General features: G+C 68.2%; 15 protein-coding genes. 6 read left to right on the top strand and 9 right to left on the bottom strand.

What is annotated here, in order from left to right; all coding sequences use genetic code 11:
* Window positions 1-574: 574 nt before the first annotated feature.
* From ABLE94_RS09065 to ABLE94_RS09080, 4 genes are all read left to right on the top strand, one after another.
* Entirely contained in the window at window positions 575-2,062 is a 1,488-nt protein-coding gene (locus ABLE94_RS09065; RefSeq protein WP_348803890.1) for a class I adenylate-forming enzyme family protein, read from the top strand.
* 202 nt (window positions 2,063-2,264) lie between these two features.
* The gene (locus ABLE94_RS09070; protein WP_348808626.1) at window positions 2,265-4,130 is read left to right on the top strand and encodes a DUF3556 domain-containing protein; all 1,866 of its coding nucleotides are present in this window, start codon (window positions 2,265-2,267) and stop codon (window positions 4,128-4,130) included.
* Entirely contained in the window at window positions 4,127-5,593 is a 1,467-nt protein-coding gene (locus ABLE94_RS09075) for a phytoene desaturase family protein (RefSeq protein ID WP_348803888.1), read from the top strand. The genes ABLE94_RS09070 and ABLE94_RS09075 overlap by 4 nt, the downstream gene beginning before the upstream one ends.
* Window positions 5,590-6,951, top strand: coding sequence for a PucR family transcriptional regulator (locus tag ABLE94_RS09080; RefSeq protein ID WP_348808627.1), 1,362 nt, complete (start codon window positions 5,590-5,592; stop codon window positions 6,949-6,951). Before ABLE94_RS09075 ends, ABLE94_RS09080 begins: the two co-directional genes overlap by 4 nt.
* On the opposite strand, the gene ABLE94_RS09085 is transcribed toward ABLE94_RS09080, so the two are convergent.
* Window positions 6,898-7,230: a hypothetical protein gene (locus ABLE94_RS09085; protein ID WP_348803950.1), complete on the bottom strand. Its 333-nt coding sequence runs from the start codon at window positions 7,228-7,230 to the stop codon at window positions 6,898-6,900. The genes ABLE94_RS09080 and ABLE94_RS09085 overlap by 54 nt on opposite strands.
* An 85-nt stretch (window positions 7,231-7,315) precedes the next feature.
* On the opposite strand from ABLE94_RS09085, the gene ABLE94_RS09090 reads away from it, so the two are divergent.
* On the top strand, window positions 7,316-8,575 hold the full coding sequence (locus tag ABLE94_RS09090; RefSeq protein ID WP_348803886.1) for an esterase/lipase family protein: 1,260 nt from the start codon (window positions 7,316-7,318) through the stop codon (window positions 8,573-8,575).
* 33 nt (window positions 8,576-8,608) lie between these two features.
* Here ABLE94_RS09090 and ABLE94_RS09095 read toward each other — a convergent pair whose 3' ends face one another.
* The 6 genes from ABLE94_RS09095 to ABLE94_RS09120 all read right to left on the bottom strand — a co-directional run bounded on the left by ABLE94_RS09095 (window position 8,609) and on the right by ABLE94_RS09120 (window position 11,787).
* Window positions 8,609-8,965, bottom strand: coding sequence for a hypothetical protein (locus tag ABLE94_RS09095; protein ID WP_348803884.1), 357 nt, complete (start codon window positions 8,963-8,965; stop codon window positions 8,609-8,611).
* A 39-nt stretch (window positions 8,966-9,004) separates the two neighbouring features.
* A complete protein-coding gene (locus ABLE94_RS09100) occupies window positions 9,005-9,790 on the bottom strand; it encodes a VOC family protein (protein WP_348803883.1) in 786 nt (261 codons plus the stop codon).
* A 38-nt stretch (window positions 9,791-9,828) separates the two neighbouring features.
* Entirely contained in the window at window positions 9,829-10,134 is a 306-nt protein-coding gene (locus tag ABLE94_RS09105; protein WP_348803881.1) for a hypothetical protein, read from the bottom strand.
* A gap of 83 nt (window positions 10,135-10,217) precedes the next feature.
* Window positions 10,218-10,475, bottom strand: coding sequence for a DUF3263 domain-containing protein (locus tag ABLE94_RS09110; RefSeq protein WP_348803880.1), 258 nt, complete (start codon window positions 10,473-10,475; stop codon window positions 10,218-10,220).
* A gap of 218 nt (window positions 10,476-10,693) precedes the next feature.
* Complete coding sequence (locus ABLE94_RS09115) at window positions 10,694-11,524, bottom strand: adenylate/guanylate cyclase domain-containing protein (protein ID WP_348803879.1); 831 nt, start codon at window positions 11,522-11,524, stop codon at window positions 10,694-10,696.
* The gene (locus tag ABLE94_RS09120) at window positions 11,521-11,787 is read right to left on the bottom strand and encodes a hypothetical protein (RefSeq protein WP_348803949.1); all 267 of its coding nucleotides are present in this window, start codon (window positions 11,785-11,787) and stop codon (window positions 11,521-11,523) included. The genes ABLE94_RS09115 and ABLE94_RS09120 overlap by 4 nt, the downstream gene beginning before the upstream one ends.
* 255 nt (window positions 11,788-12,042) lie before the next feature.
* On the opposite strand from ABLE94_RS09120, the gene ABLE94_RS09125 reads away from it, so the two are divergent.
* Entirely contained in the window at window positions 12,043-12,387 is a 345-nt protein-coding gene (locus tag ABLE94_RS09125) for an RNA polymerase-binding protein RbpA (protein ID WP_348803878.1), read from the top strand.
* A gap of 136 nt (window positions 12,388-12,523) precedes the next feature.
* On the opposite strand, the gene ABLE94_RS09130 is transcribed toward ABLE94_RS09125, so the two are convergent.
* Window positions 12,524-13,324: a polyprenol monophosphomannose synthase gene (locus ABLE94_RS09130; RefSeq protein ID WP_348808628.1), complete on the bottom strand. Its 801-nt coding sequence runs from the start codon at window positions 13,322-13,324 to the stop codon at window positions 12,524-12,526.
* A complete protein-coding gene (lnt, locus tag ABLE94_RS09135) occupies window positions 13,321-14,901 on the bottom strand; it encodes an apolipoprotein N-acyltransferase (protein ID WP_348803947.1) in 1,581 nt (526 codons plus the stop codon). Before lnt ends, ABLE94_RS09130 begins: the two co-directional genes overlap by 4 nt.
* Window positions 14,902-15,142: the final 241 nt, after the last annotated feature.

Consider the following 15,142-nt stretch of genomic DNA (forward strand, 5'->3'; position numbering starts at 1 on the left):
TGCTCAACGCGTTCGCCTCGACCTGGGACGACGGGATCTACCTGGGGTCGTTGCGTCAGTGGTACCGGGTCGCCAACACCATTGATCAAGACCAACGCCCGCGCAGTCCGCTGCGCCGTCACCCACCGCATAACACAACAAAATCGGGAACTGACTCACCACAGCTTGACACTCACCGGTCAACGCTGGGGAGAGCGCTGTCGACGCGGCCGGCGAAAAGAATTTCTCGCGGTGTGTAACGCCCGGGCGGGTGGCGCCGATGACATAGATAGCTCCGACCGAGAGTGCCAGACCCCCGACCCGGCACCCTCGGTCGGAGTTCTTTGTGTGCTCAGCCGTTGTGTGCTCAGCCGTTCTGGTGGGCGCCCTGCCGGGACGGTGGTGCCCGGACGTGGTTGTGATGCCGGTCGAGATCGACCGGGGAATGCCCACCGCGGAATACCCACCGCGGAATACCCTTTGTCCCCCGGGCACAATGCGGCCGGAAAAGTCTGGCTCCCGAGGCCGTACCAGATCACATTCTTCCTTCCTAGTGTCAGAGGTCACACCACCTCGCACGGAAGGCCACTGCGCAGTGATCAGCTCCTCCTACTTCTCCTGGGATCTCCTCGACCGCGGCGAGACGCCCTGCGTCCGCGACGATGCCGTCGAGTTGTCCTACCGCGGGTTCGCGGAGGCGGTGGACGCGGCCGCCTGCGCCCTGCACCGTCACGGGATACGCGCCGGCGACGTCGTCGCGACATTGCTCCCCAACCGCGTCGAATTGCTCGTCGTGCTGCAGGCGGCCTGGCGGCTGGGGGCCGTCGGGACACCGGTGAATCCCGCATTCACCGCCACCGAGGCCGAGTACCAGCTCACCGATGCGGCCGCGCGCGTCGTCGTTGTCGACGACACGACCGCGGCGACCCGGCCGGAGGTGGCCGGATGTGCGGTGATCGACGTGAACGATCTGAGCGGCACCGGATCGCTTCCCGCCGATCTCGGTGGACCGGACGACGACGCGGCCGACGTCGACGCCCTGCTCATCTACACGTCCGGATCGACCGGGCGGCCCAAGGGTGTCCGGCTCACGCATGCGAATCTGCGCCACATGGCCACGGCCATGGTCACGCTCCTGGATCTGCGATCCGACGATCACGCACTGCTGATCCTGCCGCTGTTCCATGTCAACGCGATCTGTGTCAGCTTCCTCGCGCCGATGCTGGCGGGCGGGCAACTGAGTATCACCGGAAAGTTCTCCGTCTCACGATTCTTCGACGACGTGGCACGTCTGCGTCCCACCTACTTCTCGGCGGTGCCGACGATCTACGCGCTGCTGGCGTCGCACCCTGATGTGGCGGAGAAGTCGCTGGGGTCACTGCGGTTCGCGATCTGCGGTGCCGCACCGATCTCCAAGGAACTGCTGGCCCGGGTCGAGTCCCTGTTCGGCATCCCGATCCTGGAGGGATACGGACTCACCGAGGGAACATGCGCCTCCGCGTGCAATCCCCGGTCCGGGGTCCGCAAACTCGGGACGGTCGGGCCGGCCGTCCCCGGCCAGCAGATCGCGATCGTCGACCCGGACGGCACCGACCTGCGGCCCGGCGAGGTGGGCGAGGTGGTCATCACGGGCCCGAATGTGATGCGCGGCTACCTGAATCGGCCGGAGGCCACCGCGGCGACGATCGTCGACGGGCGGCTGCACACCGGTGATGTCGGGAGCCTGGATGCCGACGGCTACCTGACCCTGGTCGACCGGATCAAGGACATGATCATCCGCGGCGGAGAGAACCTGTACCCCAAGGAGATCGAGAACGCGCTCGCCACCCACGGCGACGTCCTCGAATGCGCCGTCGTCGGTGCGCCCGATGAGGTCTACGGCGAAGTGCCCATCGCCTTCGTGGTGGCCTACCCGCACCGGGAGATCTCCGCCGACGATCTGGCCCACCATCTGGAGTCCCGGCTGACGGCCGTCAAACGACCGGCGGTCATCCACGTCGTCGAGGCACTCCCCCGAAATCCCGTGGGCAAGATCGACAAGCCGGGACTTCGCGCCGCCCTGTCCACCCCATCGCCCGCCTGACCCTACCTTCACAGCATTATTCGTGTCCGCGCCGTCTCACGGCGAGGGCTGCCCGGTTGTGTCGAGATGACGAGCGGTGCCGCCCACCCGCGGTGACCGAACCGATCACCGAACCCTCAACCCAACCCCGAAAACCAAAGCCCCCCAAACGAAACCCCCAAACCGAAACCCACTGTTCTACCGAACTCGAGGAGGAGTACCCATGGGATTCACCCAACCCGATTTCCCGCCGGTCGATCCGGACACCTTTCTGGACAGGCCCTTTCTGGATCGGCTCCGCGTCCTCGGTGCGCACTGGGCCGAATACGGCTTCGGCACACCGAAGATGGTGCACATGATCTATCTGATGAAGGTGGCGATCCTGTATGTCGTTGCCGGACTGTGCATTGCCACCTTCACCTCGGGCTACAACGTCCTCGACGTCGGGGCGTGGTGGGATCAGCTGATCGTGTATCAGAAGATCGTGTTGTGGACGGTGCTGATCGAGACGCTCGGCCTCGGTGGATCGTGGGGACCCCTGGCCGGTCACTTCAAGCCGATCACCGGCGGATTCCTGTTCTGGCTGCGACCGCAGACCATCCGGCTGCCACCGTGGCCGGGTAAGGCCCCGTTCACCCGGGGTGATGAGCGCACCGTTGTCGACGTCGCGATCTACGCCGTCATCCTCATCAATCTGGTTGTGGCGCTGGTTTTTCCGGGGATCTCGTCGGCCTCTTTGGATGCGCTGGTGGCCGACAACCACGGCCTGGTCAACCCGGCGGTCCTCTATCCGCTGATCGCCCTGTTCGTGGTGATCGGATTGCGCGACAAGGTGATCTTCATCGCCGCACGTTCCGAGCAGTACCTCCCCGCGATCGTGTTCTTCGCCGCCCTGCCGTACCTCGACATGATCCTGGCGCTCAAGCTGCTCATCGTCACCGTGTGGGTGGGAGCGGGCATCTCCAAACTCGGACACCACTTCTCGATGGTGATCCCGCCGATGATCTCGAATACGCCGTGGCTGCCGAGCAAGGCGATCAAACGTGCCCACTACCGCGACTTCCCGCACGACATGCGTCCGTCCCGGCTGGCCGGCGGCATCGGGCATGTGCTGGGCACCATCGTCGAGGTGGTCACTCCCCTGGTGCTGCTGTTCTCGACCAACAAGTGGCTCACCCTCGCCGCGGTGGTGCTGATGGTGTGCTTCCACCTGTTCATCTTCTCGACGTTCCCGCTCGCCGTGCCGCTGGAATGGAACATCCTGTTCGCCTACGCCGCGATCTTCCTGTTCTGGGGCCACCCGGCGTGGGATGGGTATGCGCTCACCGACACCACGATGCCGTGGGTGCTCGTCGCCGTCGCCGCCGCGCTGTGCTTCTTCCCGGTCCTGGGCAATCTGCGCCCCGATCTGGTCTCCTTCCTGCCGTCGATGCGGCAGTACGCCGGCAACTGGGCGTCGGCGACCTGGGCGTTCGCGCCGGGTGCCGAGGAGAAGCTGGATCAGTACGTCGTCCGGTCGTCGAAGAACACGCGCACCCAACTGCTGGCCTCCTATCCGCCGGAGGTGGCCGACGTGGTGATGCATCAGATGATGGCGTGGCGGTCGATGCACAGCCAGGGCCGTGCGCTCTACTCGCTGATGCTGCGCCACCTCGGTTCCGACATCGACACCTACACCCTGCGGGAGGCGGAGTTCTCCTGTAACTCGTTGGTGGCGTTCAACTTCGGCGACGGTCACCTGCACGACGAGAAGATGATCGCCGCGCTGCAGCGACGCTGCGATTTCGCCCCGGGCGAGTTCACCGTCGCCTGGATCGAGTCGCAGCCCATCCACCGCGGCACGCAGCGGTACAAGGTGATCGACGCCGCTCTCGGTGTCATCGAGACCGGCACGTACCGGGTGGCCGACGCCGTCGCCGAGCAACCGTGGCTCCCCAACGGGCCGATCGACATGCAGGTCGACTGGACGCTCGACGTTGACGCCCGGCGCGCCCTGACCGATCCTGACATCGTGGCCGAACCGAAGATGCGCTCCGGCTCCCCCGCCGGCCCGGCGCCCGATGTCCCCGCTGGGCAGGTGCAGCAGTGACGACTGCGGTCGTCGTCGGCGGCGGGCCCAACGGGCTCGCCGCCGCCCTGCACCTGGCCCGCAACGGCGTCGAGGTGACCGTTCTGGAGGCGGCGGACGAGGTCGGAGGGGGTGCGCGCTCCGGTGAGCTCACCGTGCCGGGCGTGATCCACGATCACTGCGCCGCCTTCCATCCGCTGGGAATGGGATCCCCGTTCTGGCAGTCGGTCGGACTCGAACGGTACGGCCTGTCCTGGTGCCTGCCACCCGTGGACTGCGCACACCCGCTCGACACCGGCGAGGCCGGGCTGCTCTACCGGTCCATCGACGAGACGGCACGGGCACTCGGCCGTGACGGCCGCCGGTGGCGGCTGGCCTTCGGCGATCTCGCCGCCGGATTCGACGACCTGGCTGCCGACCTGCTGCGCCCGATCGTGCATGTGCCGCGCCACCCGATCCGGTTGGCGGCCTTCGGCCCGCGGGCACTGCTCCCGGCGAGCGCCATGGCCAGGCTGTTTCGCACCGACACCGCACGGGCGTTGTTCGGTGGGATCGCCGCGCATGCCTTCACCCGACTCGACCGGCCGCTGACGGCGTCGCTGGGCATGATGATCGCGGCCAGCGGTCACCGCTACGGGTGGCCTGTCGCCCGTGGTGGTTCCGGTGCGATCACCGCGGCGGCCGCCGCGGCACTGGGCGCCCACGGCGGCAGGATCGAGACCGGTGTACCGGTGACGCGGTCGACCGACATCCCACCCGCCGACCTCGTGTTGCTCGATCTCTCTCCCGCGCAGGCGCTGGCACTCTACGGTGATCAGATGCCGTCGCGGGTGGCCACCTCGTTGAAGCGGTATCGCGTGGGTTCCTCGGCGTTCAAGGTCGACTACGCGATCGCCGGTGACATCCCGTGGCGCAACCCCGCGTGCGCCGATGCGGGCACCGTTCACCTCGGCGGCGACCTGACGGAGATCTGCCACACCGAGCGCCGGCGGGCGGCCGGAATCATGGTGCAGCGGCCGTTCGTGCTGCTGGGTCAGCAGTATGTCGCCGACCCGTCGCGCAGCCGGGACGGAGTCAACCCGATCTACGCCTACGCCCACGTGCCACGCGGCTTCGATGGCGACGCCACCGAGGCGGTGACCGCGCAGATCGAACGCTTCGCCCCGGGATTCCGCGACCGGATCATCGCCGTGCACAGCACCGGTACGGCCGAATTACACCGGCACAACCGGAATTTCGCGTTCGGCGACATCATCGGCGGTGCCAACGACGGTCTGCAGATGCTGTTCCGGCCCCGCGTGGCGGTCAATCCGTATGCGCTCGGGATCGACGGGGTGTACCTGTGCTCACAGTCCACCCCGCCCGGAGCGGGTGTGCACGGATTGTGCGGGTTTCACGCCGCGAGTTCGGCACTGGCCGAACTGCGGCGGCGGCCGACGCGCTCGGCGGGATCGAACGGTCGAGGACATCGGGTGTCGCGATGACCTACATTCCGGCCGACGCCGAGGAGGCCCGGTCCCGACTGGCCCGGGTTCCGGCGATGGCCACCACCGATCTGCTCGACGTGGTGGGCGTGCTCGCCGGCCGACTGCGTGAGCGGGAGGCCGAGATCGTCGCCGATCTCGCCGGGATGATGGCCCGGGAGATCGATCAACTCGACACCGACCCCAAGTTGGTGGAGATGCTCGAGGCGAGCGTGCACGGCAACGTGTCCACCATCATCCACGTCCTCGCCAACGACATTCCCGTCGATCATCTCCAACCCACCACGGCCGCAGTCGAATACGCCCGACGGCTGGCCCAGCGCGACGTGCCCTCCAATTCCCTGGTCCGGGCCTATCATCTGGGTCAGAACAGCGTGATGCTGCTGTGCTACTCGATCATCGAGGAGCTGGGTCTCGACGCGACCCAGGCGATGGCGGTGACCCGGCATGTGTCCGATGTGATGTTCGGGTACATCGACTGGATCACGCTGTTCGTGTTCGAGGCCTATGAGGACGAGCGACGTCGGTGGCTGGGCGCGGACGCGCATGTGGTGTCGGCCGCGATCCGCCGGGTCCTCGACCGCACCGACGTCGATCCGACGGCGTTCGAGACCGAGACACGGTATCGCCTCGACCGGACCCACCTCGGTGGGATCATGTGGACCGACGACGCGGACGCCCACACACTCGGCCGTCTCGACCGGGTGACCCGTGAGCTGGCCGCATGTCTGGGTTCCGACGGGCCCCCGCTGGTGATGGCCGTGGACCGCTCGACCATCTGGTTGTGGATCCCGCTGCGTGCACGCACGACGGTCATCGAGGAGTCGTTGTCGCCCTCGGTACTGCCCGAGGGGGTGCGGTTGGCCGTCGGGTTGCCCGGCAACGGTGTCGGGGGTTTCCGTCGTACCCACGAGCAGGCGTCGGCGGCATACTCGGTCGCGACCATGCCGGGAACGGCGGACCGCGCCGTCGTCGGCTTCGCCGATCGTGGTGTCGCCGTGGTGTCGCTGCTCGCGCAGGATCCGGACGGCACCCGCTCCTGGGTTCATGACGTGCTGGGATCGCTGGCCGAGGACACCCCGTCGGCGGCCGTGCTCCGCGACACGCTGTCGGTATACTTCGCGACCAAGGAAAGCCACCTGCACACCGCGACGCGACTCAATCTGCACCGCAACACGGTCAAGTACCGCGTCGGCAAGGCGCTGTCGGAGGTGGGTCCCGATCGCGACCGACTCGACCTCGCCCTCGCGTTGACCGCGTGTGACCTGCTCGGCCCGATGGTGCTGAATCCGGCAGCGGGCGGGTCAGGTCCGCGGGTTGCGCCGGCCCGTCACCCCGGGGTCGTCGGCGGGGCGTAGCGCCCACGACGGTACCCAGTGGGTCACCGTCTCCTCGCGGTCGCGGGCATGCAGCACGTAGGTCACCTTGCCGTACCACTCGCCCCACTCGGATCGTCCCCATTCGGTGAGCACGCCGGTGATCACCTTGCGGACCTGCAGACCGTCGGGGTGGTATGTGCCGCTGTGGTGCGGTGTCTGGGGATACAGGGCGTTGAGATCGATGAGGACGGCCCGGTGCCCCACCCGAACGAAGGCGGGCAGGTGGGGTCGACCGCTGTCCCCGCCGATGCGCGCCATACCCATGTATGGATCATATGTTCGAATCGAGATCGCGCCAGGCCGGAGGGTCGCCATTTGAGTGGACGAATGTACACTCAACCACATGATCGCCACGCCAACCGTCGACGAACCCGGCGAGGTCCGCGCCCTCGCCCGGCTCGGCCTGACCGAACTGTCGGCGGCCACGGTGGGCATCGCGCGAGTCCATCAGGCTGTGTCGTCGACGGTTTTCGGAGCGTTGCGTGCCGCCGCCGGGCGGCGCGTCGAGCCGATCCGAATGCTGCACGACACCGTGAGCGAGACGGTGTACACCTCGATCACCGGAGTCCTCGACTCCGCCCGGATCGTCGCCGACGCACTGCCGGAAACCGCTCGTCAGCCCAGCCGCACCGTGCGGGGAGCCGCGGTGATCGGCGTCCTCGACGGGCTGATCGGCGACGCCCTGGTCGACAACGAACCGGCGCTGGCGCCGGAGATGGCCGTCCGCGTCGACGGCGTCCCGGTGATCCTGTCGCCGTCGGCGCTGCGCGCGGCCTTTCCCGACGCGACCGGGCATCTCGTGGTGTTCCTGCACGGATTGATGGAGACCGAGCATGCGTGGCGGATGGGACACCGACCCTCCTACGGCAGTCGGATGGCCCTCGAGATCGGTGCGACCGAGATCCTGGTGCGCTACAACACCGGACGCGGCATCGCCGACAACGGCGCGTCGCTGGCCGAGTTGCTGACCGCGCTGACGCTGCAGTGGCCGGTCCCGGTGCGCCGGATCTCACTGATCGGGCACTCGATGGGCGGTCTGGTGATCCGCAGCGCATGCCACATCGGCGCCGTCGGCGACCCGGCCCGGCGGGCACCGTGGATCCCGCTGGTGACCGAAACGGTCAGCCTCGGCTCGCCGCATCTCGGGGCGCCTCTGGCGCGGGGTGTGCACGCGGCGTCCTCGGCCCTGCGGGCACTCAGCGTGACCCGACCGTTCGGCGAGTTGCTGCGTCGGCGCAGTGCGGGTGTCCGGGATCTCTTCCACGGCACGGTGATCGCCGACGCGAATGCCGACGCCGACGATCCGGACGGCTTCTGGCAGGCACCCGGCGCCGACGTCGCTCTGCTCGCCTCGGCGCGGCACCTGTTCGTCACGGCGTCGTTGTTCGACGATCCGGACCATCTGCTGGGCCGCTACCTCGGTGACGGTCTGGTGCTCACGCCGAGCGGCCGCGGATTCCACCGGTCCCGGCACATCGGGTTCCGCGCCGAGCACGGCATGCACATCGGTCACGCCCACCACTTCACGCTGCTCAACAGTGAGCTGATCTACCCCTGGCTGCGCGACGCCCTGCGGCCGCTGCCGGCGCTGACGGCGGGATGATCCGACACCGGTATCCCGCCGTGGTGAGCCCGGCTACTGTGCCGGATCCAGGACGACGCGGACGGTGACGCGGCCCTGCTCATCACGGCGCGCGGTGCCGTGACCAGGCCGATCGACGCCGTCGAGTGCGAGGCTCAACGGTGATCCCGCGCCGGTGAAGTTGCGCCACCAGGTCTTCTCATCGGCCATGGCAACACCGATCATCACCTCGTCGGGAGATCCCGGCCGTCGCCGATAGGCGACGGGAAATCGCACGGTGGTCCCCGACCTGCGGCCCGTGTAGGTCACGACGGTCATCGAGCCGGCCAGGACGCCGCCGATCACCGGTAGCCCCAACAACGGGATCACCGCCCGGTTCGCGGCGGCTGCGATGGTGTGGAACGCGCTCACTGATGAGTTCTCCTTGTCGCGGGATGTGTGATCGGGCGGTCACGGCCGGGGCCCGATGATGACGGTCCGGGTGGCCAGGGCGTCATCGGCGACCGTGGCGATCAGGGTTCCGGGTTTGCGGCCGTCGCGGATCTCCGACACCCCGACCCCGGCCGAGATCAGCCGGTGCCGGGCGGCATGCACGTCGGGGCTGCGCCACGCGACGCCCCAGAGCGCCACCGGAGCGTCCTCGGGCGCGGTCAGCGGAGCGCCCCCGGGCGCGGTCACCGACTCGTCGTCGGGGTCCTCATCGGGAACCACCACCTCGATCACCAGGTCGGCGACCCGGAAGAACAATTGACGGACGCCGGCGACGACGCGGCGGTCGAGGCGGAAATCGAATCCCAGCGTTGCGCCGAACAAGGCCACCGCACGGTCCCGTCCGACGCAGGTGAACACGAGGTGATCGATCCCGGTGATGTCGCCGGGGTCGGTGTTCTCCGGGGCGGTGTCGGGCGGCGCGGTGTTGGGCGGCCCGTCGCCCGTACCGATCACGCCGAGGGGAAACGCGTCGGCATACCACTCGCCCGATGCGTGCGGGGCCGGGCTGAACGCGAGCCCGCGGCGCTGCAGCAGACGCACCCGGGCATCCGGGTCGTCGGCGGTGACGAGGACACGATGGACGTCATCGATATCCGTGTGCTGCAAACGAATTCGGGCATTGCCCACGCACAGGTCGGTGGTCGGCGTGGCCAGGTTCACCAGGCGGGCGTAGGTGAGCGCGGACCGTTGCACGTCCCCGACCACCAGATCCACCACGACCGCCGGCGCGTCGGGCTCGGTCACCTCACCTCACCTCTCCCGGATTCCTCACCGCTCGCCGCTCACCGCGCGCGGGTCCCACGGCGTCGGCCGGAGCGCGGCGGCTCGTCGCGCGGAGGACTGCTGGTGATGTGCCAGGCGCCGCAGGCGCAGCGATAGCACCGTAGCGTCGGCGAGCGGCGACCCGACTCGGTGATGCGGTCGATACCCTCCCGGGCGGCCCGTTCCGACCGGAACGCATCCTTGTCCGGGGTCGGACACGGCGGGCGCGGTCGCGCCACTCGTCGTCGGCGTGGCGGAGTGAGATCGGTGCGCGCCTCGACCCGGCGATAGAACTCCTCGAGATCGTCGTCGGAGAAACCAGGCATCGGATATCAGTGTGCACCGGGATCCCGGAGTCCGCGCCATCGGTCGATCATGGCCGTGGACTCAGGTCCGGTACTGCGCTGTCTCAGCGAGCCATCCACAGGCGGCGACGGATCACCTCACGCATGCGCCGCAGCTCGGAGGTGCTCAACTGGGCCGGCGGGGCCGCATCGACCAGGCGGTTGACCTCGGAGAAGAAGTCGCGATCCGACAGCCCGAACTGCTCGCTGATCTCGCGCGACGATCCGCCGCCCAGCGAGTACCAGCTGGTCTCGAAGTCGACCATCTTCTGTTGTTTGTCGGTGCTCATCGTCATGGTGCCGCCCAGCCCTGGAAGTGTCATGAACCGCACTCGAGCCACGATGGCCGTTGCTTGGCCACGTGTGGGTCGGTGTGCGCGTTGACGTCATTTGTACACCGCCACGGTGACGCTGCACAGTCATTTGCGCACCGACGAGGTTAACGTGTCCGCACCCGGAATCCGGTGAACGAGACACCGTGTCGCACTGGACAATCCGTAGGCGGGTGTCGAGGTCCGGTCGATGTCCGGACCGGGCGTGCTCAGCCGTCGTAGCGCGGCACGACCGAGACCACCGTCAGTTCCCGCGGAACGCCCTTGGCCTTGAACCGGCGTCGACGCCGCACCGAGTACCGCGCGGGATCGACGAGTGCGAGCGTCGCATCGCTGATCAACAGTTCCCCGGCGCCGGCCGCGGCGGCCACCCGCGCGGCGATGTTGACGTCCACGCCGAGGAAATCGTCGCCGACCGCCCGCGGATTACCGGTGTGCAGACCGGCCCGCAACTGCGGCCGGTATCCGTCGACGGTGAGCGCGGACACCGCCCCGATCACCTCATGGGCGGCCGCGATGGCGTCGTCGGGATCGGCGAAGATCGCCATCACACCGTCGCCGAGGTTCTTCACGATGCGCCCGCCGCGACGGCCGATGACCTCGTCGGTGGCCGTGTTGACCGCGGCGAGCAGGCGCAGCACCTCGTCGTCTCCCGCGGCCAGTGCCCAGGTGGAGAATGCGACGAGATCGGTGAACAGGATGGTGGCGGTGACCGGACCATCGGAGGTGCGTCGGCGTCGGGTCAACGACTGCCAGGCCTGCACCGCGGTCAGACCGAGTTCGCGGGAGGCGCTGGGCTGCTCGGGACGCGACTGACCGATGAGACGGGCCACCCGGTCGGAGGTCCGCGCCGTCGAGATCGTCGGCGCGGCGTCGGGCAACAGGCTGCGCAGCGCGCGGATCGTGCGGACCGCGGTCGGGTTGGCGTCGGTGCGGGCGAGCAGATCCGCGGCACGCCGCGTGGGTGGACGGGCCGGCGCGTCGGAATCCGGGCCGGAATCCGGGCCGGAATCCCGGTGTTGCGGTGCGGGGTCGCTCACCGCAGCCGTTCCGCGTCGCGGGCCAGTTCCAGCAGACCCTCGGCGAGCCCGGAGAGTGTGTCGGAATCGGCCGCCTCGGCCACCGCGGTCGCCAGATCCTCGGCGGCACACCGCAGGGCGAACATGCGATCGCCGAAATCGGCGACGTCGAGCGGGGTGAGGATCACCGCATCGTCGGGGATGGAAGTTCCGGCCACCAGGGCGCGTTGTTCATAGGCGCGTTGACGGCATGAACGTTTGCAGTACTTGCGGCGACGTCCCATGTCGGAATCGGCCACCGCCGAACCGCACCATGCGCAGGCATAGGTCCGCCGGGACCGGGTCGCATCCACGGGTCAGACCGTACCCGATCGGTCCCACCTCGGACACGATCTGTGGCGGGCGCCGGTGTCGGCCGGGGCCGACATGAGTTGTGGTTGATCTGTACAGCCACCGAGAAGAGTAGAATGGATCTGTTCAGCTGGTTGTGGTCGGCTCATTCCGGCCAGGACGCGAAGCCGAGAGGAAAGCAGTAGGAAATGGCAGATCGAGTACTTCGGGGTAGCCGCCTCGGTGCGGTGAGCTACGAAACCGATCGTGATCACGATCTTGCGCCGCGGCGTATCGTTCAGTACCGCACCGACAACGGTGAGATCTTTGACGTCCCCTTCGCCGACGACGCCGAGGTGCCGTCGAAGTGGCCGTGCAAGAACGGTATGGAGGGCACCATCCTCGAGGGCGCCGAGCCCGAGGAGAAGAAGGCCAAGCCGCCGCGTACGCACTGGGACATGCTGCTCGAACGGCGCAGCGAGGAGGAGCTCGAGGTGCTTCTCAATGAGCGTCTGGAGCTGCTCAAGCAGCGTCGTCGCGGTGTGACCAACTGACGGTGTGAGTCACTGACAGCGTGATCACTGACAGCGTGAATCACTGACGGCGAGTACGCCGAACGACACGGCCGGGTGGAGTTCTCACTCCCCCGGCCGTGTCGTATGTGCGGGTCGGCTCAGTTGTGCGGTCGGCTCAGCGACGGATACCGAGTTGGGCCATGCGGGCCTCGGCGCCCCAGCGCAGCACCTTGATGAACGCCTCCGACATCACGCCGCCACTCATCTTGGATTGGCCGATCTCGCGTTCGGTGAAGGTGATGGGTACCTCACGCACGTCGAATCCCGCCTGGATGGTCCGCCAGGCCAGGTCGATCTGGAAGCAGTAGCCCGCCGATTCGACGGTGTCGAGGCTGATCATCTCGAGTGCGGCACGACGATAGGCGCGATATCCGGCGGTGATGTCGTGGATGCCGGCGCCCAGCGCCAGACGGGCGTAGGTGTTGGCGCCGCGGGAGAGGATCTCACGTCGCCGGGGCCAGTTGACCAGCTTGCCACCGCGTACGTACCGCGAGCCGATCACCAGGTCGGCGCCGTCGTTGATGGCGGCGAGGAGCGCGGGCAGCTGTTCGGGTGCGTGGCTGCCGTCGGCGTCCATCTCGATGATGACCTCGTAGTCACGTGCCAGGCCCCACGCGAATCCGGCCAGGTAGGCCTTTCCGAGGCCGTCCTTGTCGACGCGGTGCATCACGTGGATGCGTCCGGCATCGTCTGCGGCGGCGAGCTCGTCGGCCACCTCGCCGGTGCCATCCGGGCTGGAATCGTCGACGACGAGGATGTGGACGCCGCTCAGCGTGGATTGCAGCCGGCCGACGATGATCGGCAGGTTGTCGCGCTCGTTGTAGGTCGGGATCACCACCAGTGCGCCACCGCCGTCGGCGGCCACGAGTGGGGTACGCCCGACTCCCCCAACAGGTGATGGGTCACTGTTCGTCAACGGCGAACTCCTCCGAGTGGTCGGTGCTCCCCGCCACGTGCGGCGGCGGAAAATCTCTGTGTGAACCTAGTACGCAAAGCCAGCGCGGCCAAAAGCGACACCACGGCGATGATCACCGCGAGCCGTTCCGGCCATGGTCCCAGGCGAGTCGCGATCGTCTCGTCGGAACTCAACGGCATGCGATTCTGCAGGATCGCGGCCTCGAAGATGCCGGATTCGGCGGTGATCGTCCCATCCGGTTCGATCAACGCGCTGACGCCGCTGGTCGCGGCGACGATCACGGCCCGTCCGTGTTCGACCGCACGGAACTGCGACATCGCCAACTGCTGATACGTCATGTCGGTGCGTCCGAAGGTCGCGTTGTTGGTGGGGACGTAGAGGATCTGCGCGCCGTCGCGGACCGCATGACGTGCGGCGCGGTCGAAGGCCACCTCCCAGCAGGTCGCGATCCCGACGGTCACCTGACCCGACTGCACCGGAACCGACACCACCGACGGGCCCGACCCGGCCCGGAAATTGCCCGCCATGTCGGCATAGGACGAGAACTTCCGGAAGAACGGGCGCCACGGGAGGTACTCGCCGAACGGCTGGATGATGTGCTTGTCGTAGCGGTCGACGGGTCCCCGCGCCCCGTCCCACACCAGGACGGTGTTGGTGGGTCGGCCGTCCTCGCCCCGGATCAGTGTGCCGACCAGGATGGGCGCACCCACCGCCTCCGACGCCGCGGTGATCTCGGCGGCGGCATCGGGGTTGGCGAGCGGATCGATGTCGGAGGCGTTCTCCGGCCAGGCCACGAATGCGGGTTGTTCGGCGTGTCCGGTCCGGATGGCCGCGGCCAGGGCGTACGTCTCGCGGACATGGTTGTCCAGGACGGCGCGTCGCTGGGCATTGAAATCCAGACCCAGGCGGGGGACGTTGCCCTGGATGGCGGCGATCTGCGCCGACGACCCGGCGACATTGCGATCGACGGTGTCGGGAGTCAGGGCGATCGCCGACACCGGTGCCAGCAGTGCCAGTACCACCGCCAGCACCGCCGTGCGCAACACCGAGTCGGGGCATGCGCCCGGGGCCCGGCCCTGCCGGATGGTCAGCTGCACCACCCAGGCGACGCTCGCGCCGAACAGGGCCACCGCCCCGGACACGCCGGGGGCGCCGAGCACCGAGGCGAGCGGCAGCAGTGGGCCGTCGACCTGACTGAAAGCGGCTCGGCCCCAGGGAAATCCGCCGAAGGGAAAGGACGAACGCAAGAACTCGACGAGCACCCAGGACAGTGCGAACCAGATCGGCGGGACCGGCAGACGGGTGGTCAGCGTGGCACACACACCGAAGACCGCGAGATAACCGGCCAGGGCGGCCGCCAGGGCGAGCCACGGCACCGGGCCGACATACACCCCGATCCAGGGCAAGAGGGGGACGAAGAAACCCAGGCCGAACACGAATCCGATCCATGCGCCGGTACGTACCCGCACCCGCACCTCGCTCCCGGCGGCCGGCCCTTCGGTGAGGAGCGCATACAGCAGTCCGAGCGAGAGGACCGCCATGAACCACCAGTCGCGGGGCGGGAATGCCGCCGCCATGGCGAGGCCCGCAACCGCGGCCCCGGCGGTCCGCGCACCCCAGGTGACCCATCGGCGGGTGCGCGGCGACCATCGCTCACTGCGCGGCCACCATCGGATCCGGCCGGTTCCGGCGGCGGTGACGACGTCGTCGTGGCCGGAGTTGTCGTGGTGGGAGCCGTCGTGGCCGGAGTTGTCGTCCCCGGAGTCGCCCGCCACCCGTGCATCGTGTGCGGCGGTGTCCTCGGGTGCGGAACCGGGC

The organism is Gordonia sp. VNK1 (assembly GCF_040049135.1).
Lineage (GTDB): Bacteria > Actinomycetota > Actinomycetes > Mycobacteriales > Mycobacteriaceae > Gordonia > Gordonia oleivorans.